Origin of the sequence: Pseudomonas sp. B21-053, assembly GCF_026016365.1 — a bacterium.
GTDB classification, from domain to species: Bacteria; Pseudomonadota; Gammaproteobacteria; order Pseudomonadales; family Pseudomonadaceae; genus Aquipseudomonas; species Aquipseudomonas nunensis.
Window position 1 is genome coordinate 769,921 of record NZ_CP087205.1, and the last position, 18,842, is coordinate 788,762.

General features: G+C 61.1%; 18 protein-coding genes and 1 pseudogene. 8 read left to right on the forward strand and 11 right to left on the reverse strand.

Annotated features, from left to right (window positions below; all coding sequences use genetic code 11):
- Positions 1-383: 383 nt before the first annotated feature.
- Entirely contained in the window at positions 384-1,238 is an 855-nt protein-coding gene (locus LOY68_RS03365) for a MaoC family dehydratase (protein ID WP_265042877.1), read from the reverse strand.
- A gap of 2 nt (positions 1,239-1,240) precedes the next feature.
- Positions 1,241-2,593: a 3-oxoacyl-ACP reductase gene (locus tag LOY68_RS03370; protein WP_265042879.1), complete on the reverse strand. Its 1,353-nt coding sequence runs from the start codon at positions 2,591-2,593 to the stop codon at positions 1,241-1,243.
- A 265-nt stretch (positions 2,594-2,858) separates the two neighbouring features.
- Here LOY68_RS03370 and LOY68_RS03375 point away from each other — a divergent pair, with 265 nt between their 5' ends.
- Both LOY68_RS03375 and LOY68_RS03380 read left to right on the forward strand, forming a co-directional pair.
- Positions 2,859-4,136, forward strand: a complete 1,278-nt coding sequence (locus tag LOY68_RS03375; RefSeq protein WP_054616330.1) for an acetyl-CoA C-acetyltransferase — start codon at positions 2,859-2,861, stop codon at positions 4,134-4,136.
- Between the two features lie 184 nt (positions 4,137-4,320).
- A complete protein-coding gene (locus LOY68_RS03380) occupies positions 4,321-5,112 on the forward strand; it encodes an AraC family transcriptional regulator (RefSeq protein WP_054043985.1) in 792 nt (263 codons plus the stop codon).
- Between the two features lie 83 nt (positions 5,113-5,195).
- Here the strand turns inward: LOY68_RS03380 and LOY68_RS32190 are convergent, their stop codons facing one another.
- The 3 genes and pseudogenes from LOY68_RS32190 to LOY68_RS03390 all read right to left on the reverse strand — a co-directional run bounded on the left by LOY68_RS32190 (position 5,196) and on the right by LOY68_RS03390 (position 7,497).
- Positions 5,196-5,963 (reverse strand): methyl-accepting chemotaxis protein, encoded by a 768-nt coding sequence (locus LOY68_RS32190; protein ID WP_413787186.1) that lies wholly within the window; start codon positions 5,961-5,963, stop codon positions 5,196-5,198.
- Between the two features lie 90 nt (positions 5,964-6,053).
- Positions 6,054-7,244 (reverse strand): annotated as a pseudogene (locus tag LOY68_RS32195) (cache domain-containing protein); the annotation flags it as partial.
- Positions 7,245-7,287: 43 nt separating this feature from the next.
- Positions 7,288-7,497 carry a hypothetical protein gene (locus LOY68_RS03390; RefSeq protein ID WP_265042882.1) on the reverse strand — a complete coding sequence of 70 codons (210 nt, stop codon included), beginning with the start codon at positions 7,495-7,497 and terminating at the stop codon, positions 7,288-7,290.
- A 90-nt stretch (positions 7,498-7,587) separates the two neighbouring features.
- Here LOY68_RS03390 and LOY68_RS03395 point away from each other — a divergent pair, with 90 nt between their 5' ends.
- Positions 7,588-8,481: a PA4780 family RIO1-like protein kinase gene (locus tag LOY68_RS03395; RefSeq protein WP_163908180.1), complete on the forward strand. Its 894-nt coding sequence runs from the start codon at positions 7,588-7,590 to the stop codon at positions 8,479-8,481.
- 184 nt (positions 8,482-8,665) lie between these two features.
- Positions 8,666-9,880, forward strand: a complete 1,215-nt coding sequence (locus LOY68_RS03400) for an MFS transporter (RefSeq protein ID WP_265042884.1) — start codon at positions 8,666-8,668, stop codon at positions 9,878-9,880.
- Here the strand turns inward: LOY68_RS03400 and cueR are convergent.
- From cueR to LOY68_RS03415, 3 genes are all read right to left on the reverse strand, one after another.
- Positions 9,834-10,247 (reverse strand): Cu(I)-responsive transcriptional regulator, encoded by a 414-nt coding sequence (gene cueR / locus LOY68_RS03405; RefSeq protein WP_133839309.1) that lies wholly within the window; start codon positions 10,245-10,247, stop codon positions 9,834-9,836. The two genes, LOY68_RS03400 and cueR, sit on opposite strands and share 47 nt — an antisense overlap.
- Positions 10,244-12,634 carry a heavy metal translocating P-type ATPase gene (locus LOY68_RS03410; RefSeq protein WP_265042887.1) on the reverse strand — a complete coding sequence of 797 codons (2,391 nt, stop codon included), beginning with the start codon at positions 12,632-12,634 and terminating at the stop codon, positions 10,244-10,246. Before LOY68_RS03410 ends, cueR begins: the two co-directional genes overlap by 4 nt.
- A gap of 170 nt (positions 12,635-12,804) precedes the next feature.
- A complete protein-coding gene (locus LOY68_RS03415) occupies positions 12,805-13,188 on the reverse strand; it encodes a hypothetical protein (RefSeq protein ID WP_054043980.1) in 384 nt (127 codons plus the stop codon).
- 159 nt (positions 13,189-13,347) lie between these two features.
- Here LOY68_RS03415 and LOY68_RS03420 point away from each other — a divergent pair, with 159 nt between their 5' ends.
- Positions 13,348-13,545 carry a heavy-metal-associated domain-containing protein gene (locus LOY68_RS03420; RefSeq protein WP_265042890.1) on the forward strand — a complete coding sequence of 66 codons (198 nt, stop codon included), beginning with the start codon at positions 13,348-13,350 and terminating at the stop codon, positions 13,543-13,545.
- Between the two features lie 221 nt (positions 13,546-13,766).
- On the forward strand, positions 13,767-14,963 hold the full coding sequence (locus LOY68_RS03425; RefSeq protein ID WP_054043978.1) for a multidrug effflux MFS transporter: 1,197 nt from the start codon (positions 13,767-13,769) through the stop codon (positions 14,961-14,963).
- 8 nt (positions 14,964-14,971) lie between these two features.
- Here the strand turns inward: LOY68_RS03425 and LOY68_RS03430 are convergent, their stop codons facing one another.
- The 3 genes from LOY68_RS03430 to LOY68_RS03440 all read right to left on the reverse strand — a co-directional run bounded on the left by LOY68_RS03430 (position 14,972) and on the right by LOY68_RS03440 (position 16,673).
- The gene (locus LOY68_RS03430) at positions 14,972-15,142 is read right to left on the reverse strand and encodes a hypothetical protein (RefSeq protein WP_166656054.1); all 171 of its coding nucleotides are present in this window, start codon (positions 15,140-15,142) and stop codon (positions 14,972-14,974) included.
- A gap of 193 nt (positions 15,143-15,335) precedes the next feature.
- Positions 15,336-16,349, reverse strand: coding sequence for a zinc-binding alcohol dehydrogenase family protein (locus tag LOY68_RS03435; protein ID WP_265042894.1), 1,014 nt, complete (start codon positions 16,347-16,349; stop codon positions 15,336-15,338).
- A 30-nt stretch (positions 16,350-16,379) separates the two neighbouring features.
- Positions 16,380-16,673: a putative quinol monooxygenase gene (locus LOY68_RS03440; protein ID WP_265042896.1), complete on the reverse strand. Its 294-nt coding sequence runs from the start codon at positions 16,671-16,673 to the stop codon at positions 16,380-16,382.
- A gap of 119 nt (positions 16,674-16,792) precedes the next feature.
- On the opposite strand from LOY68_RS03440, the gene LOY68_RS03445 reads away from it, so the two are divergent.
- Positions 16,793-17,722 (forward strand): LysR family transcriptional regulator, encoded by a 930-nt coding sequence (locus LOY68_RS03445; RefSeq protein WP_054043975.1) that lies wholly within the window; start codon positions 16,793-16,795, stop codon positions 17,720-17,722.
- Between the two features lie 305 nt (positions 17,723-18,027).
- Positions 18,028-18,762 carry an ArsR/SmtB family transcription factor gene (locus tag LOY68_RS03450; RefSeq protein ID WP_163908192.1) on the forward strand — a complete coding sequence of 245 codons (735 nt, stop codon included), beginning with the start codon at positions 18,028-18,030 and terminating at the stop codon, positions 18,760-18,762.
- Positions 18,763-18,842 lie beyond the last annotated feature (80 nt).

An 18,842-nucleotide genomic window follows, 5' to 3' on the forward strand; every position in this document is an offset into this window, starting at 1 on the left:
ACCTGTTACAACGTTCGTTGTCTTCGATGGCCTGCCGATCTTTCGCCGACAATGCCTTCGTCCGTTGTGCGCATCACAATCCAGGGGGCGCTTTCGTACCATTCTCAAGTTGGTATTAACCCCTTTATGCAGGGGCGTGCGGATGCAGCCTAAGGACTAATGCCTTGGGTGTAGGTCGGGTGGTTGGCTTGAAGGAAATTCGTTTTAAATCAATGGCGCGGGTTTTTAGCGAGGCGAGAGCGGGCGCGAAGGACACTTAAGTTATATACACAATTAATCATGTTCCAGACCCGAAAAGATCGCAGCCTTCGGCAGCTCCTACAGATTCAGCGTACGCCGCGCTATCACTGTAGGAGCTGCCGAAGGCTGCGATCTTTTGATCTTCAGGCAACAGGCCGCCAATGCCCAACCATATGCTCCAGCTCCCCGGCACCGACCAACTGCAGGTCGCCGCTCGACGCCGCCGCACTGGCCAGCAATGTCACCTCACTGGGCAAACGCACTGGCTTGCGAAACTGCACCGCAATCTCGATGTTCGCCGTCGGCAGATGATCCGCCAGCGCCGCCAGCGTCCGCGCCTTGTTCCACAATCCGTGGGCAATCGCCGTAGGAAAACCGAACAGCTTGGCACTCGCCGCGCTCAGGTGAATCGGGTTGTAATCCCCGGACACCTTGGCGTACTGCCTGCCAATGTCCGCCGGGGCTTTCCAGCGCGTCACTTCCGTCAGAGCCAGCGTCGGTGCCAAAACCTCTTCAATCGGCTCGCCATCGAGTTTGACCCCGCGACACAGCATCTGGCTTTGCGCTTCCCACAGCGTGCCCAACTGATCATCCAGGGTCGTGATCAAATCGAACGTCGCACCCTTGGCATGCGGTTGCAGGTTTTGCACCTGCACGCTGACCCGCGCGCGATGCACACCGCCCATGGGCCGCAGCACGCGAATGCGATTGCTCAAATGAATCAGCCCCAGCAACGGGAACGGAAACTCTTTGGACGTCAGCAATTGCATCTGCAAGGCAAACGCCAGGACATGTGGATACGTCGGTGGCAGCAACCCGTTATCGGCAAAACCACAGACCTTGCGATAATCCGCCAGGCGTTTCGGATCGACATCGAGCCAGCAATGCAAACCTGTATCCGGCAGGGTCGTACCGGTGATTTTTCGGCGCAGGGCTGCTCGCGCGTACAAACCGGGCAGGCTCGGTTCTCGGTTGAGTGTGTGCCAGTCAGTGCTCATCGCTACGCTCCCAAGACATTTTGCCCACAGACCCGCAACGCTTGCCCGGTGAATGCGCCGGTGCCCGGTTGCGCCAGCCACGCCACCGCTTCGGCGACGTCTTGCGGCAAACCGCCCTGGCCCAGGGAACTCATGCGGCGCCCGGCTTCGCGCAGGCCGAACGGAATGTGCGCGGTCATCTGGGTTTCGATAAACCCCGGCGCCACCGCGTTGATACTGATGCCGCGTTCATGCAGCAGTGGTGCCCAGGCCTGAGCCAAACCGATCAACCCGGCCTTGCTCGCGGCGTAGTTGGTTTGCCCGCGATTGCCGGCGATGCCGCTGATGGAAGCCAGCAGAATCACCCGGCCGTTATCGCGCAGGCTACCGGCATCGAGTAGGGCTTTGGTCAGCACTTGCGGTGCATTGAGGTTGACCGCCAGCACCGCATCCCAGAATTCCGGGGTCATGTTGGCTAGGGTTTTATCCCGGGTGATGCCGGCGTTGTGGACCACAATGTCGATGCCATCGGGCAGGTGTTCGATCAACTGCGCGGCGGCGTCTTCGGCGCAGATATCCAGAGTGATGCTCTGCCCGCCGAGGCGTGCAGCGAGGGCTTCGAGATCTGCCTTGGCCGGTGGTACGTCGAGCAGGATGACCTCGGCGCCGTCACGCGCCAGGGTTTCGGCGATGGACGCGCCGATGCCGCGTGCCGCGCCAGTCACCAGCGCTTTGCGCCCGGATAACGGACGCGTCCAGTCCTGCACCGGCGTATCGCAAGCGACCAGGCGAATCACTTGCCCGGACACGAAAGCGCTTTTGGGCGAGAGGAAAAACCGCAGCGGTCCTTCCAACTGATCCTCGGCGCCGTCGCCGACGTAAATCAATTGCAACGTGCCGCCGCTGCGCAGTTCTTTGGCCAGCGAACGGCTGAAACCTTCGAGGGCACGCTGGACACTGGAGGCGATCGGATCGCTGAGGCTTTCCGGTGCCCGTCCCAGGATCACTACGTGCGCACTGCTATCGAGGTTTTTCATCAATGGCTGAAAGAACTCGCGCAGTTGTTTGAGCTGATCGGTCTGCACCAGGTGACTGGCGTCAAACACCACTGCCTTGAGTTTCGGGCCATGCCCGGGAATCCACGCGGTGGCCAGGGACGGTTCGGTGCCGTAGCTGTAGATCGCATCGGTCAGGCGATTGGCGAACACGCTGACATTTTCTGCCAGCGGTCCGCCGCCAATCAGCAGTGCCCCTTCGACCGGTCGCAGGCGTCCGGCCTGCCAGCGTTCCAGACGCACCGGCGACGGCAGGCCCAAGGCCCCGACCAGACGATGGCCGATGGACGAATTGGCGAAGTCGATATAACGGTCTGACATGGAACGCTCTCCGGCAGCTGGGGTTCAAAGTGTGGACCACGAATGGCGATCAGTCGTTCGATCCATGAGATTAGGCCTACGCTTGAACACAGGTGATTGATGTGTAGCAGGACTTTCAGGAAAACACCGATCCTGTGGGAGCGAGCCTGCTCGCGAAGACGGTGTGTCAGTCAGCAGAAATGTTGGATGTGCCGGCCTCTTCGCGAGCAGGCTCGCTCCCACAGTGGACCGTGTACACATTTTTAAATTTCGGAAGGAGCTTTTCATGACCCAGCTGCGCCGCGTCGCGATCATTGGTGGTAACCGTATCCCTTTCGCCCGCTCCAACGGGCCGTACGCCACCGCCAGTAACCAGGCGATGCTCACCGCAGCGCTTGAAGGCTTGATCGAACGCTTCAACCTGCACGGTCTGCGCATGGGTGAAGTGGCGGCGGGGGCGGTGCTCAAGCATTCCCGGGATTTCAACTTGACCCGCGAATGCGTGCTCGGCTCGCGGCTGTCGCCGACCACCCCGGCCTACGACATCCAGCAAGCCTGCGGCACCGGTCTTGAAGCCGCGTTGCTGGTGGCGAATAAAATTGCCTTGGGCCAGATCGAGTGCGGCATTGCCGGCGGCGTAGACACCACTTCCGATGCGCCGATCGGCATCAACGAAGGCCTGCGCAGAATCCTCCTGCAAGCCAACCGCGCCAAGACCACCGGCGACAAACTGAAAACCTTCCTGCAACTGCGTCCCGGCCACCTGATCCCTGAGTTCCCGCGTAACGGCGAACCGCGCACCGGCCTGTCCATGGGCCAACACTGCGAATTGATGGCCCAAACCTGGAACATTCCTCGCGCCGAGCAGGACCAACTGGCCCTCGAAAGCCATCAGAAACTGGCCGCTTCCTACGCCGAAGGCTGGCATAACGACCTGATGACGCCGTTCCTTGGCCTGACCCGCGACAACAACCTGCGCCCGGACCTGACCCTGGAAAAACTCGCCTCGCTCAAACCGGCGTTCGAGAAAAGCGCCAAGGGCACCATGACTGCCGGCAACTCCACGCCGCTCACCGATGGCGCGTCGCTGGTGTTGCTGGGCAGTGAAGAGTGGGCCAAGGAGCGCGGCTTGCCGATCCTTGCCTATTTGCGCGATGGCGAAGCGGCGGCGGTGGATTTCGTCAACGGCGCCGAAGGGCTGCTGATGGCGCCAGTGTATGCCGTGCCGCGCTTGCTCGCCCGCAACGGCCTGACCTTGCAAGACTTCGACTACTACGAAATCCACGAAGCCTTCGCCGCGCAAGTGCTGTGCACGCTGAAAGCCTGGGAAGATCCCGAATACTGCAAAACCCGCCTCGGCCTCGACGCGCCGCTGGGTTCCATCGATCGCAGCCGACTCAACGTCAAGGGCAGCTCGTTGGCGGCTGGGCATCCGTTTGCTGCGACCGGTGGACGGATCGTCGCCAACCTGGCGAAGTTGCTGGATGCGGCAGGCAAGGGGCGGGGGTTGATCTCTATCTGCGCGGCGGGTGGCCAGGGCGTCACGGCCATCATCGAACGCTGATCCCTGCACAATCCCTGTGGGAGCGGGCTTGCTCGCGAATGCGGTGTGTCAGTCGACATAAATATTGCCTGATACACCGCCTTCGCGAGCAAGCCCGCTCCCACAAGGGGAATTGTGTTTGTCAGGGGCGGACGAGTTGGCCTAACGTCGTGTTATCTGCCGCCCTGCGACATAAGGCCCGTCAATGACGTCCAACGGACAACTCTCACTCGAACGCTCGATTCCAGCGCTGACGGCTTTACCGCGTCCACTATTCGCCCGCGCCGAAAGCCTCAACGCCGGCTCTTGGACGCCGCCGCATCGTCACGACTGGGTGCAATTTTCCTACGCCATCAGCGGCGTTCTCGGCGTGCACACCGCCGAGGGCAGTTTCTTCGCGCCGCCGCAGTGGGGCATCTGGATTCCCGCCGATCTCGAACACCAAGTCGTCACCTCGATGCGCGCCGAGATGCGCAGCCTGTATGTGCGTCGCGAGGATTGCCAATGGGCGGACGGACGCTGTCGGGTGCTGGAGGTGACGCCGCTGGCACGGGAGTTGATCAAGAGTTTTTGCCTGCTGCCAGTGGAATATCCACAGGGCGACAGCCAGGAAGCACGGTTGGTGAATGTGCTGTTGGATCAGTTGGCGAGTTTGCCCGAAGTTGAATTCTCGCTACCGCTGCCCCGGCATGAACGCTTGCTTGGATTGTGCAACGAGCTGATTGAAAACCCTGAGCAGAACGTGACGTTGCAAGAATGGGCGGCGCGGTTGGGGACTTCGGAGAAAACCCTGATGCGGTTGTTTCAGCGTGAGACGGGGTTGAGCTTTCGCGGTTGGCGTCAGCGCGCGCGGTTGCTGTCGTCGTTGAGTTTGCTGGAGGAGGGCGACAGCGTGACCAATGCCGCGCTGGCTTGCGGGTATGACTCGACGTCGGCGTTTATTGCGGCGTTCAAGGGGTTGTTCGGCTTTACCCCGGGGGAATTGTTTCGGCAGTGAGGCCGTCTTCGCGGGCAAGCCTCGCTCCTACAGAAGTGCGCTGATCCCCTGTAGGAGCTGCCGAAGGCTGCGATCTTTTGATCTTAGGTTCTAAATCGCCGAACCAACCCATCCAGTTCATTCGACAAACCAGCCAAACTCTGGGAATCCAGTCGCGCCGAGTTCGCCAGTTCCGCCACCAACTGCGCATCGCCATGGATCTGGCTGATGTGCCGATTGATGTCTTCGGCCACCTGATGCTGTTCTTCCGCCGCCGTCGCGATCTGCGTGTTCATGTCGCGAATCACATCCACCGACTCACGAATCTGCCCGAAGCTGCTGCGTGCTTCGCCAATCCGGGTCACGGATTGCTGCGACACTTCCAGGCTCGCATGCATCTGCTGGGTCACTTGACTGGTGCGCTTGGCGAGGTTGCCGAGCAAGCCGTCGATTTCCGCCGTGGAATCGGCCGTGCGTTTGGCCAGGGCGCGGACTTCATCCGCCACCACCGCAAACCCGCGACCTTGCTCACCGGCCCGAGCTGCTTCAATCGCGGCGTTCAGTGCCAACAGGTTGGTCTGTTCGGCAATCGAGCGAATGGTCCCCAGAATCGACTGAATGTCATTGCTGTCGCGTTCCAGTTGTTGCATCGACTGAGCCGACGATTCGATTTCCTGGCTCAAGCGATCGACGCTGGTCACTGCGGCATCGATCTGCTGCTGACCTTCGCGGGCCTGGCGCTGGCCACTGTCGGCCGACTCGGCGGCCTGGCTGCACGAGCGTGCGACTTCGTTGGCGGTGGCGACCATTTCGTGGAACGCCGTGGACACCATGTCCACCGCTTCACGCTGACGCCCGGCGGCTTCGGCCATGTCGCTGGAAACACGGGTCGAGCTCTGCGAGGTCGCGAGGATTTTGTTCGCGGCGCCGCCGATGCTCTGGATCAGGTTGCGGATCGCCGCCAGGAACTGGTTGAACCAACTGGCGAGTTGCGCAGTTTCGTCACTGCCACGGATTTCCAGGTTCTTGGTCAGGTCGCCTTCACCCTGTGCGATGCCTTCCAGGCCGCTGGCCACGCTGCTGATCGGCCGCACGATGACGCGGGCGAAACTGGCGCCGAGGATGGCGAAGAACACCGCCAGTACTGCGGCAATGCCCGCGATCAGCCAGGTCAGTTGGGTCGCCGAGCTCATCACGTCGGTTTGCTTGATCAGGCCGATAAAGGTCCAGCCCAGTTGCTCCGACGGCCAGACGTTGGCCATGTAGCGCTCGCCGTTCAGCTCGACTTCCACCAGGCCTTTGCCGGCCTTGGCCAGTTGCGCGTAGCCCTCGCCGAGGCTGCCCAGCGCCTTGAAGTTGTGTTCCGGTTGTTTCGGATCGACCAGCACGGTGCCGCTGTTTTCCAGCAGCATCAGGTAGCCGGTTTCACCGAGCTTGATCTGTTTGACGATTTCGGTGAGCTGCTTGAGCGTCACATCAATACTCACCACGCCGCCGTTGGTGCCCAACTTGTTATCGATGGTGCGCACGGTGCTGACGTAGGACGCGTCGTCCTGGGCCCAGTAATAGGCCTCGGTGCGAAACGGCTTGCCGGGTTTGGCCTGCGCGGCTTTGTACCAGGGACGCTGGCGCGGGTCGTAGTTGTTCAGTTTCGCGTCGTCCGGCCAGGACACATAACCGCCGGCCGCGGTGCCGACGATCGCGTAGGCGTAGGACGGGTGGGTGTTGCCCAGGTCCTGCAGGAGCGTGAAGACCTTTTTGTCCATCTCGCCCTGAGGAATGCTCTCGGCGTTGGCGGCCATGTAGGTCTTGAGGCTGTCGTCGGTGTTCTTGATCAGCGGCTGGGAGGCCAGGTAATCGACGTTCTGGCTGATGCCGTCGAAAAACAACTGCATGGCATTCGCGACCTGGCGGATCTCGCGACCACTGCCGTCGACGAAATTGTCCTTGGCATCGCTGCGCAAGTTCAACACGACCAGGGTGGCAACCAGCACCACCGGCAAGCAGGCGATGATTGCAAACGCCCACGTCAACTTCTGTTTGATGTTCATCCGCGCTCCAGATTTTCTTGTAGGCCCACGCAGTGCAGATGACTCGCGGATTATTGGCAGCCGAAAACGGTATAGATCGACTCGTTTCCTTGAGGGCGGCATCGTCGTTTTAGTCGGGACGATTGTCGGACAAATCCTTTCTCTCTCAGGACTTCGGCTGAAAAAACGGGAAATTGAGGACCGTTGAGAAAAAACCTACAAATGGAAGGAATACGGATGTCAGCTTCTGTCGTAAATGCCCTGTCATCCCTTCGCCAACAAGTGTCGACGGCTCAGCTATGATCTCCACCGGTCGATGAACGGCGCAAAATTTTCCGCTTAAATTCGGCACATTGTGTGCATTGGCAATGTTCATAGGTCGGTAACCCCTCCCCGAGCTGCGAGGATTGCCGTATAACGAATGACTTTCGCGTGTTTGGTAATAAAGGACCCACAATAAAAGCTGATGAAGACTCCAAAACGCATTGAACCCCTGATCGAGGACGGTCTGGTCGACGAGGTGCTGCGCCCACTCATGAGTGGTAAAGAAGCAGCTGTTTATGTGGTGCGCTGCGGTAACGAGCTACGTTGCGCGAAGGTCTACAAGGAGGCGAATAAACGCAGTTTCCGGCAGGCGGCCGAGTATCAGGAAGGCCGTAAGGTGCGCAACAGCCGTCAGGCTCGGGCGATGGCCAAGGGTTCCAAGTTCGGCAAGAAAGAAACCGAGGATGCCTGGCAGAACGCCGAAGTGGCGGCCCTGTTTCGTCTGGCCGGCGCCGGTGTGCGGGTGCCCAAGCCGTATGACTTCCTCGAAGGCGTACTGCTGATGGAGCTGGTAGCCGATGAATACGGCGATGCCGCGCCGCGTCTGAACGACGTGGTGCTGGAGCCGGACCAGGCCCGTGAATATCACGCGTTCCTGATTTCCCAGATCGTGCTGATGTTGTGTACTGGTCTGGTGCACGGTGACCTGTCTGAGTTCAACGTACTGTTGACCCCGACCGGCCCGGTCATCATCGACCTGCCCCAGGCAGTGGACGCGGCGGGTAACAACCACGCGTTCAACATGCTGGAGCGGGACGTGGGCAACATGGCGTCCTACTTCGGGCGGTTTGCGCCGGAGTTGAAAAAGACCAAGTACGCCAAGGAAATGTGGGCCCTGTACGAAGCCGGCACCTTGCACCCGGCCAGCATCCTGACCGGCGAGTTCGATGAGCCGGAAGAGCTGGCCGATGTTGGCGGCGTCATCCGCGAAATCGAGGCGGCACGCCTGGACGAAGAGCGCAAGCAAGCGGTGCGCGCGGCAGATGATGCGCCACCGGGTAAAACCGAAGAACCGCCTCCACCGTGGATGCAGTGATCGGTTAAAAAAGCCCGGCTTCGGCCGGGTTTTTTTGTCGAAACACAGATCTCCTGTAGGAGCTGTCGAGTGAAACGAGGCTGCGATCTTTTGACTTTGATTTTTTAAAACAAGATCAAAAGATCGCAGCCTCGTTTCACTCGACAGCTCCTACAGAGGACATCCCCACACTCAAGGATTGAATGTGAACTCCACCCGCAATGCCCACCTGATTATCACCGCCCGTCTGATCTCGGACTTCGGCGCGTTTCTCAACATGGTCGCCCTGGCCACTTACGTCTACGTGCTGAGCAACAGCGCCATGAGCGTCGCGATCTTCCTCGCCAGCCGCGTGTCCGGGGGGATTTTTGCCAGTTTGATCGGCACCACGTTCTATCGCCGCTGGGCCGGGCGCCTACCGTTGATTGCCTTCGACTTGCTGCGCGCCGGGGTGCTCGGCCTGTTGCTGATTCTGCCGGTGCCCCAGCAAGCCTTGCTGCTGCCGGTGATTGCCTTCGGCCTGGGCTTCGGCAATTCAATGTTCGCCATCGGCCTCAATAGCCAATTGCCGAACCTGATCGACCGTGAACACCTGCTCAAGACCAACGCCTGGATAACCTCGGCGGCGTCGATTGCGATGGTCGCCGGCAGTCTGGTGGCGGGGTTGGTCGTCGCGGCGTTTGGCTTTGAAGCAGTGTTCGCGCTGAACGTGGTCACGTACCTGCTGGCGGCGTTGCTGCTGGTGCCGTTGCATTTCCGCGCAGCCGCCCCGAGTGCTGGATCAACGGCTGAGCGAGGAGAATGGTCGGCGCTGCTGCAAGGTTTACGCTCGGCTCCAGTGCTGGCGGCGATGCTCGCGGTGGCCATGGCGGACACCTTGGGTAGCGCGGCGCACAACGTCGGGTACCCGATCATCTCGCGACTGCTGACGCCCGAATCCGCCAGCACTACATTGGGCTTGATGCTGGCAGTCTGGGCCAGCGGCAAACTCATCGGCGCGCGGATCGCCAGTCGCCTCAAAGGCTCGGACAACATCAACCTGGAGCGGCGTTTTTTCTACGGTGTGCTGCTGATGTCCTGCGGTTTCATCCTGATGTTCCAGCAACACACGCTGTACGGTTTGCTGCTGTTCTCGTTGCCGGCCGGGCTGGGCGACGGGTTTTCCGAAGTCGGCCTGATGTCACGTCTGCAACGGGAACCGGATCACTTGCGCCTGCCGATTTTCAGCTTCCTGACCCTGCTGCAAATGACCGGGTTCGGCATCGGCATGCTGATCGCCGCACCGTTCTACGCCTGGTGGACGCCCGGCGCGGTGGTGCTGTTGTTCCACGGTATTCCCCTCACCACGTTGCTGGTGGTGAAGGGTTTGTCCCTCAGACGCGTGCGGGTTCGGCGCAGCAGCCCGACGCCAGCTCCTTGAGAATCGGGCAGTCCGGGCGGTGGTCGCCATGGCAGTGTTCGACCAGGTCCTGCAGGGTGTCGCGCAACTGGCCGAGTTCGCGGATCTTCTGGTTCAGCTCGTCGATGTGCTGACGGGCCAGGGCCTTCACATCGGCGCTGGCCCGCTGGCGGTCTTGCCAGAGGGTCAGCAATTTGCCGACCTCTTCCAGTGAAAAGCCGAGATCCCGCGAGCGCTTGATAAAGGCCAGCGTGTGCAGGTCGTCGTCGCCGTAGACCCGGTAGCCGCTGTCGGTGCGATGGGCAGCCTTGAGCAAGCCGATGGACTCGTAATAACGGATCATCTTCGCGCTCAGGCCGCTGTGGCGGGCCGCTTGGCCGATGTTCATCGATTGTCCTCCAGATCCTTGGGTTTCCAGGTTTTCAACAGTAGCGCATTGCTCACCACGCTGACGCTCGACAGTGCCATGGCCGCGCCGGCCAGCACCGGGTTGAGGAAGCCGAACGCCGCCAGCGGAATGCCGATCAGGTTATAGACGAAGGCCCAGAACAGGTTCTGGCGAATCTTCGCGTAGGTCTTGCGGCTGATCTCCAGCGCCGCCGGCACCAGTCGCGGATCGCCGCGCATCAGGGTGATCCCGGCCGCGTGCATCGCCACATCGGTGCCGCCGCCCATGGCGATACCGATATCCGCAGCGGCCAGCGCCGGAGCGTCGTTGATGCCGTCACCGACCATCGCCACTACGCCGGTTTTCTTCAGTTCGGCGACGGTGGCGGCTTTGTCTGCCGGGAGGACTTCGGCGTGCACATCTTTAATCCCCAACGCTTCGGCGACGACTTTGGCGCTGCCACGGTTGTCGCCGGTCAGCAGGTGGCTGCTGATGTTGCGCGCGTTGAGTTGCTGCACCGCTTGCAGGGCGCCGGGCTTGAGGGTGTCGCCGAACGCGAACAGGCCGAGCACGCGGGGTTCGGGGCTTTGTTCGATCAACCAGGACAGGGTTCGGCCTTCGGTTTCCCAAGTTTTAGCGGAATCGGCTAGTGAACCGGTGCTCAAATCGCTTTCTTCCAGCAGACGACGATTGCCCAGCGCCAACCGACGACCGTCGAGCGTGCCGGCAATGCCGCGCCCGGTCAGCGACTGGCTGTCGGTGACATCGGCTACGATCAATCCACGTTCAGCACAAGCATCCAGCACAGCCTTGGCCAACGGGTGTTCGCTGCCCCGTTGCAGCGCGCCGGCCATTTGCAGCAGGGCGGCTTCGTCACCGTCCAACGCACTTAGATGCGCGATACGTGGTGCACCAGACGTCAGGGTGCCGGTCTTGTCGAAGACCACGGCGCTGACTTCATGGGCACGCTCCAATGCTTCGGCGTCCTTGATCAGAATCCCGTAGCGCGCAGCGACGCCAGTGCCGGCCATGATCGCGGTCGGCGTGGCCAGGCCCAACGCGCAAGGGCAGGCGATCACCAACACCGCGACGGCGTTGATCAACGCGGTTTCGATGGGCGCGCCGTACAACCACCAGCCGATCAATGTCGCCAGGGCCAGGACCAACACCGTTGGCACAAACACCTGGCTGACTTTATCCACCAGTTTCTGGATCGGCGCTTTCGCCGCCTGGGCGTCTTCCACCAGACGAATGATCCGCGCCAACACGGTTTCCGCACCGAGCGCCAAGGTGCGTACCAGCAAGCGGCCTTCGCCATTGATCGCGCCGCCGGTGACCTTGTCGCCGGGTTGTTTCGGTACGGGCAGGCTTTCGCCGCTGATCAGCGCTTCGTCGGCGTGGCTTTGGCCTTCCACTACTTCGCCGTCCACCGGGAAACGTTCGCCGGGTTTGACCATGACCAAGTCATTCAGGAGCAAGGCACTGATAGCGACGTCCTGCTCGCGGCCATCGATTACCTGAATCGCCCGTTCTGGTCGCAGCGCTTCGAGGGCGCGAATGGCGCTGGCGGTCTGGCGTTTGGCGCGGCTTTCCAGGTATTTGCCCAGCAGCACTAGCGCAATCACCACCGCCGACGCTTCGAAATACAGGTGCGGCATGCGTCCGGCGGCGGTGGCCCACTCATAAAGGCTCAAGCCATACCCGGCGCTGGTGCCCAGGGCGACCAGCAAATCCATATTGCCGGCACCGGCGCGCACGGCTTTCCAGGCCGCCACGTAGAAACGCGCACCGAAGATGAATTGCACCGGCGTGGCCAAGGCGAATTGCGCCCAGGCCGGGAGCATCCAGTGCACGCCGAACGGTTGCAGCAGCATCGGCAGCACCAGCGGCAAGGCCAGGGCTATGGCCGCGAGCAAGATCCAGCGCTCGCGCTGCAGGCGGGTTTGTTGATTATCGGTAGGGTGTTCGACTTCCCAGACGCTGGCGTTGTAACCAGCCTTTGTCACTGCGGCGATCAGGATTTGCGGATCGACCTGGCCGAGCAATTCGAGGTGGGCGCGTTCGTTGGCGAGGTTGACGCTGACGCTTTTCACCTCTGGCACTTTATTCAAGGCCCGTTCGACCCGACCAACGCAGGACGCGCAAGTCATGCCGTCGATGCTCAATTCCAGACTTTGCTGCGGCACGCTGTAGCCGGCCTGCTGCACGGCGTCCATCAAGGCTGGCAGGCTGTCGCTGGGGGCCTGGATGCGCGCCTGTTCCGTGGCCAGGTTGACGCTGACCGCGGTGGCGCCGATGACTTTGCTCAAGGCACGCTCGACACGCCCGGCGCAACTGGCGCAGGTCATGCCGGCAATCGGCAGATCGAAAGTGGTGGATTCGGACATCGGTCACGCTCCCTGTAGAAAGTGCCTACAGGATCAACCTTGCCATGCGGGCAAGGTCAAGCGCCATGTCGCAGATCAAAAGATCGCAGCCTTCGGCAGCTCCTACATTGACCGCGTGTTAACCCGATCCCGTAGGAGCTGCCGAAGGCTGCGATCTTTTTACAGACGACTCAATATTCGAGAGCTGCGGGTTTGAGGTACATCCCTTCCTGCGTCATCGCAATCCGGAACTTCAATACATCGCCAGCCTTGAGCGTGATGTTCTGCGAGCCCGGTGCCAGCATTCCCGCGTTGCAACCCGGTGCCTGGCCCGGCAGCAGTTTGAGGCGTAGGGACACATTGCCCGGCGGCAGGTTGAACGAGGTGCTCTGTTCCTGGAACAGCCGCGCCGACAACTGGTCCTGAATATAAACGCCGATCTCGCAGGAGGTCGCGACTTCCAGGCGCTCGCGGGAAATGATCAGGACGCCGTAATCTTCCCCGGCGGCATTGGCCGAAGGCAGGGCGGCGAAAAGGCTGAGGAAGCCAAACAGGCTGAGAGCTGACCAGCGCATGGCTGAATCTCCTGAGGTCGAGTCATTGATGATGCAGCTTGGCCGAGCGCGACGGCGATTGCCAGCCCGGCAGTTTATTCCAGAACTTGACCTTGCCATGGTGGCAAGCTCGAGACTGCCTGCAGTGTTACTAAAAAGCCTCACTCAAGGAGTTATTCCATGCAAGTGTTCAACGTTCAAGGCATGTCCTGCGGTCACTGCGTCAAAGCCATCACCCAAGCCCTGCAAGCGAAGGATCCGGCGGCCAGTGTGCGGGTTGATCTGGCGGCAAAGGAGGTCGGGGTTGAAAGCGCGTTGACCCCCGAGCAGGTGATCGCCGCGATCACTGAAGAAGGCTATGACGCCAAGGTTGCCTGAAGCTAACCACAAATCCATGTGGGAGCGAGCCTGCTCGCGAAAGCGGTGTGTCATTAACATTAATGTCGACTGAAGCTCAGTCTTCGCGAGCAGGCTCGCTCCCACAAAAGTTTTGCATTCATCCCAGGGGTTTTTAATAGTTAGCGACCTATCGGAATGTTCAAGGCGTCCCCGCCCGGCTAGACTGTCGAGCTGCCGACTCACGCCCAACTGGATGCCCGATGAACTTCCGTACCATTCTGATTCTTGGCGCCTTGACCGCTTTCGGTCCGCTGGCGATCGATTTCTACTTGCCGGCGTTCCCGGCGATCGCGCAGTCATTTGGCACCGACGAAAAACATGTGCAGATGACGCTGGCCGCGTATTTCCTCGGCTTATCCATTGGTCAGTTGCTCTACGGCCCGGTGGCGGATCGGTTCGGGCGGCGCATTCCGCTGCTTACCGGCGTCGGCTTGTTCACGGTGGCGTCCCTGGCCTGCGCGTTTGCACCGAACCTGGAATGGCTGATGGGCGCGCGATTCATCCAGGCGCTGGGCGGTTGCGCGGGGATGGTGATTTCACGGGCGGTGGTCAGCGATAAATGCGATGCGGTGGGCTCGGCAAAAGTCTTTTCGCAGTTGATGCTGGTGATGGGGCTGGCGCCGATCCTGGCACCGATGCTCGGCGGGTTGTTGGTCAACACCACCGGCTGGCAGTCGATCTTCCTGGTGCTGACCGGGTTCAGCGCCCTGGCTGCATTGGCCGTGGCCCTTGGGTTGCCGGAAAGCCTGCCAGACTACGTGCCGCGCCAACCGTTGAAAGGCGCGTTGCGTCAGTACGGTCGGTTGCTGGCTGATCCGGTCTACCTCGGCCACGCCTTGACCGGCGGTCTGGCTGTCGCCGGCATGTTTGCCTACATCTCCGGTTCGCCGTTTGTCTTCATCAAGCTTTACGGCGTGCCGGCCGAGCATTTCGGCTGGCTGTTCGGTACCAACGCGGCGGGATTCATTCTGGTGGCGCAGGTCAACGCGCGATTGCTGGCCAAGCGCGGCCCGGCGTTCCTGCTGGTGCGCACGGTCTGGATTTATCTGGGCGCGGGCCTGACATTGCTTGCCGTCAGCGCGTTGCACACCGAACAACTATGGCCGCTGCTGATTCCATTGTTTGTGTGTATCGCCAGCCTCGGTTGCATCCTGCCTAACGCCTCGGCTTGCGCCATGAACGGGCAGGGCGCCCGCGCCGGCAGTGCGTCGGCGTTGCTCGGGTGCCTGCAATTCAGCATCGCCGCCGGGGCATCGGCGCTGGTGGGAGTTTTGCACGACGGCAGCGCCATGCCGATGGCCATGGTCATCAGCCTGTGCGGAATTCTGGTGGTGAGCGCCGCGATGCTCACCCGACGTTTACAAAATGCCCGGGCGCTGGCCCAAGCCGCGGTCTGATACCGGAGTTAGCCAGCGGCACGCTGCTGGCGGTCGGGGATTTGGTGAGGGGCGTGGAGCCGCGCTTCAAGGGTGCGGGTGAAGGCGCGCGCTTCAGCTTCGCTGCGGAACGTGACGGCGTGTTGATCGAGACGAACTTGCCACTGGGATGTTGCCACTTCTTTTATCAGGATCTTCATTGCTGACCTCCTTAAGTAAAAGACTGTGTCGCAGAGGTCTCGATTGTAGACCCGAATACGATCGCAATTGTGACAACGGTCAACTCTCAGACTGACGGTTCGCCATACGGCTTTTTGTAGGAGCGAGGCTTGCCCGCGAAGGCGATCTTGAGGACGCTTTCGCGGGCAAGCCTCGCTCCTACACAAGGGTGGGTCAGAACCCTTCCAGCACAATCTTGCCCTTGGCCTTGCCGCTCTCCAGCAGTTCATGGGCGCGGCGCAGGTTGCTCGCGTTGATCGTGCCGAAGTGCTCACCCACTGTGGTTTTCAAGGTCCCGGCATCGATCAGCTCGGCGATACGGTTGAGCAGTTTGTGCTGCTCGATCATGTCGGCTGTCTCGAACAGCGAGCGGGTGTACATGAATTCCCAGTGCAGCGAGATGCTCTTGCGCTTGAGCTTGGTCACGTCCAGCGCCTTCGGATCATCGATCAACGCCAGTTTGCCCTGAGGCGCCAGCGCTTCGACCAATTGATCCAGATGTTCATCGGTCTGGGTCAGGCTGGCGACGTGGGTTACGTGCTGGACGTCCGCACGCTTGAGTTCTTCGCTCAGCGGTTGGCTGTGATCGATCACCAGGTCGGCGCCCAACTCACGCACCCAACTCTGGGTCTGCGGGCGGGATGCGGTGCCGATCACCTTCAGCCCGGTCAGTTGATGAGCCAACTGAGTCAGGATCGAACCCACGCCACCGGCCGCGCCGACGATCAGCAAACTCTGGCCTTCATCCATGTTGCCTTCACGCACTTGCAGGCGCTCGAACAACAATTCCCACGCAGTGATCGCGGTCAGTGGCAGCGCGGCGGCTTCAGCAAAACCGAGGGATTTTGGCATGTGCCCGACAATTCGCTCATCCACCACATGCAGTTCACTGTTGCCGCCGGCACGGGCGATGGAGCCGGCGTAGAACACTTTGTCGCCAGCCTTGAACAGCGTGACTTCACTGCCAACGGCTTTGACCACACCGGCCACGTCCCAGCCCAGCACTTTCGCCGCGCCACCTTCAGGCTGGACGTTCTGCCGGACCTTGGTGTCCACCGGGTTGACCGAAATTGCTTTGACTTCCACCAGCAAGTCGTGAGGGCCGGCGACCGGTTCTGGCAGTTCGATGTCTTGCAGGGATTTGGCGTCGCTGATCGGCAGGGAGGCGTAGTAGGCAATCGCTTTCATAAAGGGGCTCCGTCGTAATAAAGGAAGAAATCAGGCCAGGGTGCGCAGGCGCTTGAGCTCGAAGTGTTCGAGAAAGTCACCGGCCCTGGCGCGGAAATTCTGGATGTGGGCGCTGTCGTCGTGGGCTTGCAGGGCTTCGTCGCTGCTCCATTGTTCGATCATGTAGAAGGCCAACGGGTTGGCGAGGTCCTGGTGCAAATCGTATTGACCGCAACCGGCCTCGACGCGGGTTGGTTCCAGCAGCGCCCGCAGGTGCTGTTCGAGGGCGTCCTGCTGACCGGGTTTGGCGATGAGGGTGGCAATGGCGGTAAACGGCTGGGACATGTTCGACTCCTGACGCTGAGTGATTTTCGATGGGACAGATGATTGGCTATTTCCCGGCAAGATAAAACCCGCTAAAAGAGCAGTCTCTTTCAATATTTTTTTGATAATCGGGGCTGAAGATGCTGCGTTTCGATGACTTGCAGTTGTTTGTCCGGGCCGCGGACCTGGGCAGCCTGTCGGCGGCGGCACGGGTGATGGACATGTCGGCGGCGGTGGCCAGTGCGGCACTCAAGCGCATCGAGCAGCAACTCGGCGCGCGGCTGTTGGCACGCTCCACCCGCAGCCTGCGCCTGACCGCCGAAGGCGAGGGCTTCCTGGAATATGCGCGGGCGGCCCTGAGCAATCTGGATGAAGGGCGGCGTTTACTGGCCAGTGGTCAGGATCAGGTCAGCGGGATCTTGCAACTGTCGGCGCCTTCGGATTTTGGTCGCAACCTGTTGCTGCCGTGGCTGGACGAGTTTCAGCGTGAACATCCGAAACTGACCGTGCGTTTGTTGCTGGGAGATCGCATCGCCGACCTGTTTCGTCAACCGGTGGACATTGCGCTGCGTTACGGCGAGCCGGAGGATTCGAGCCTGGTGGCGTTGCCCATCGCCCCACAGAACCGTCGCGTGCTCTGCGCATCGCCCGAATACCTGGCCCGACACGGCGAGCCCCGGCAACTGGAACAACTGGCGCAGCACAATTGCCTGTTATTCATGCTGGGCAGCCGGGTTCACGATCGTTGGAGTTTCCACGATGGCAAGCGTGAAGTCGGTTTGACGGTCAGCGGTGACCGTTTCAGCGATGACGCCGATGTAGTCCGGCTTTGGGCGGTGGCAGGGGCCGGGATCGCTTACAAGTCCTGGCTTGATGTGGGCGCCGATGTGCTGGCAGGTCGCTTGAAAGTGTTGTTGCCGGAGTTGCTCTGTGAGCGCGCACCGCTGAATTTGCTGTGCGCCCATCGCGCACAATTGAGTAAGCCGGTGAACCTTTTGCGGGAAATGCTTGCCAGCCGATGCGCGAAGTTGAGTAGTCAATTTCCGTCGTTATCGGGCACTGATCAATAGTCGCAGGCAAATAGCGAAATTTCTGTCAGGAACTATCACCAACCGCGGCCTCCCAAGGGCAGGAACCGGCGGTCAACCCGCTTATACTAGCGCCCGCCTTATGCCTGCACCGTCGAGCCGGCCCGGACGCATCCAGCCTCCAGTCGTCCTTGCCCGGGAGCCCATGCGGGTTGCTCGATGGAACACTGGGTGTGGGTGACTTGCCTGAGCGAGTTCATGGCGGTTTTCACGCCTTGGCCGACGACACATTACTGGTCAAGATGTCTGTGAGCAGCAGACGAAACGATTCAACAGGGAGTGAATACATGGAACATGCACCTTGCATCAGCCAGATCGCCACGCTGCTGGCTGACCCCAAGCGCAGCGCAATGATGTGGGCCTTGATGGATGGCTCCGCGCGGCATACCGAAGAGCTGGCCTTATTGGCCGGGCTGTCGCCGTCTTCGGCCAGTGCACACCTGGGGCGTTTGTCCGCCGGAGGTCTGTTGAAAGTCGAAGAGCGCGGGCGCAAAAGATTCTTCCGCCTGGCAGCCCCCGAAGTTGGCGCGGCAGTGGAGGCGCTGGCGAGTGCCACCCTGGCCAGCACGCCACGGGAGATTCCGGAGACGATCAAGCGCGGCAACCTATTGGGCAAACGTCAGGCCGCACCCTCGTCGCTGTTGCAGGCGCGGCTCTGCGAGGACCACTTGGGCGGCACGCTGGCGGCCGACCTGTACCAGCGATTGCTGGATGCCGGCTGGATCGAGCAGTTCGATCAGCGGGTCGTCATCACCCAAAAGGGCTCCAGGCAACTGGCCAGCCGCGGGGTGTTCATCCAGGCCCTGGCCCACCGCAGCGGGCAAATTGCCTGCGCCTGCCCGGACTGGAGTGAACGCCGTCCGCACATGGGTGGTTCAGTGGGCGCGGCGTTGTTGCAGTTGTTCATGCAGTCCGGCTGGTTGACCCTGCCCAACGATTCCCGCGCCTTGCAGATCACCGCGACCGGGCAGCGAGAAGTTCATCGCTTTGCCAAGGAAGCCGAGCTGGAAATGGCGTTGTAGACGCGTCGGCGCCGACGTCTGAGGTCTCGGGCGTCGTTCAGGGGTGCGGGCAGGTCGCATCCAGCAATAACCCCCAGCCG

Excerpts from the sequence above, each read along its gene's own strand:
- LOY68_RS03390 (WP_265042882.1), bottom strand. The coding sequence starts at position 7,497 with ATGAACATTGCCAATGCACACAATGTGCCGAATTTAAGCGGAAAATTT.
- LOY68_RS03445 (WP_054043975.1), top strand. The coding sequence starts at position 16,793 with ATGCTGCGTTTCGATGACTTGCAGTTGTTTGTCCGGGCCGCGGACCTG.
- LOY68_RS03370 (WP_265042879.1), bottom strand. The coding sequence starts at position 2,593 with ATGTCAGACCGTTATATCGACTTCGCCAATTCGTCCATCGGCCATCGT.
- LOY68_RS03380 (WP_054043985.1), top strand. The coding sequence starts at position 4,321 with ATGACGTCCAACGGACAACTCTCACTCGAACGCTCGATTCCAGCGCTG.
- LOY68_RS03410 (WP_265042887.1), bottom strand. The coding sequence starts at position 12,634 with ATGTCCGAATCCACCACTTTCGATCTGCCGATTGCCGGCATGACCTGC.
- LOY68_RS03395 (WP_163908180.1), top strand. The coding sequence starts at position 7,588 with ATGAAGACTCCAAAACGCATTGAACCCCTGATCGAGGACGGTCTGGTC.
- LOY68_RS03450 (WP_163908192.1), top strand. The coding sequence starts at position 18,028 with ATGGAACATGCACCTTGCATCAGCCAGATCGCCACGCTGCTGGCTGAC.
- LOY68_RS03375 (WP_054616330.1), top strand. The coding sequence starts at position 2,859 with ATGACCCAGCTGCGCCGCGTCGCGATCATTGGTGGTAACCGTATCCCT.
- LOY68_RS03415 (WP_054043980.1), bottom strand. The coding sequence starts at position 13,188 with ATGCGCTGGTCAGCTCTCAGCCTGTTTGGCTTCCTCAGCCTTTTCGCC.
- LOY68_RS03420 (WP_265042890.1), top strand. The coding sequence starts at position 13,348 with ATGCAAGTGTTCAACGTTCAAGGCATGTCCTGCGGTCACTGCGTCAAA.
- cueR (WP_133839309.1), bottom strand. The coding sequence starts at position 10,247 with ATGAACATCGGCCAAGCGGCCCGCCACAGCGGCCTGAGCGCGAAGATG.
- LOY68_RS03365 (WP_265042877.1), bottom strand. The coding sequence starts at position 1,238 with ATGAGCACTGACTGGCACACACTCAACCGAGAACCGAGCCTGCCCGGT.
- LOY68_RS03430 (WP_166656054.1), bottom strand. The coding sequence starts at position 15,142 with ATGAAGATCCTGATAAAAGAAGTGGCAACATCCCAGTGGCAAGTTCGT.
- LOY68_RS32190 (WP_413787186.1), bottom strand. The coding sequence starts at position 5,963 with ATGGCCGAAGCCGCCGGGCGTCAGCGTGAAGCGGTGGACATGGTGTCC.
- LOY68_RS03435 (WP_265042894.1), bottom strand. The coding sequence starts at position 16,349 with ATGAAAGCGATTGCCTACTACGCCTCCCTGCCGATCAGCGACGCCAAA.
- LOY68_RS03440 (WP_265042896.1), bottom strand. The coding sequence starts at position 16,673 with ATGTCCCAGCCGTTTACCGCCATTGCCACCCTCATCGCCAAACCCGGT.
- LOY68_RS03425 (WP_054043978.1), top strand. The coding sequence starts at position 13,767 with ATGAACTTCCGTACCATTCTGATTCTTGGCGCCTTGACCGCTTTCGGT.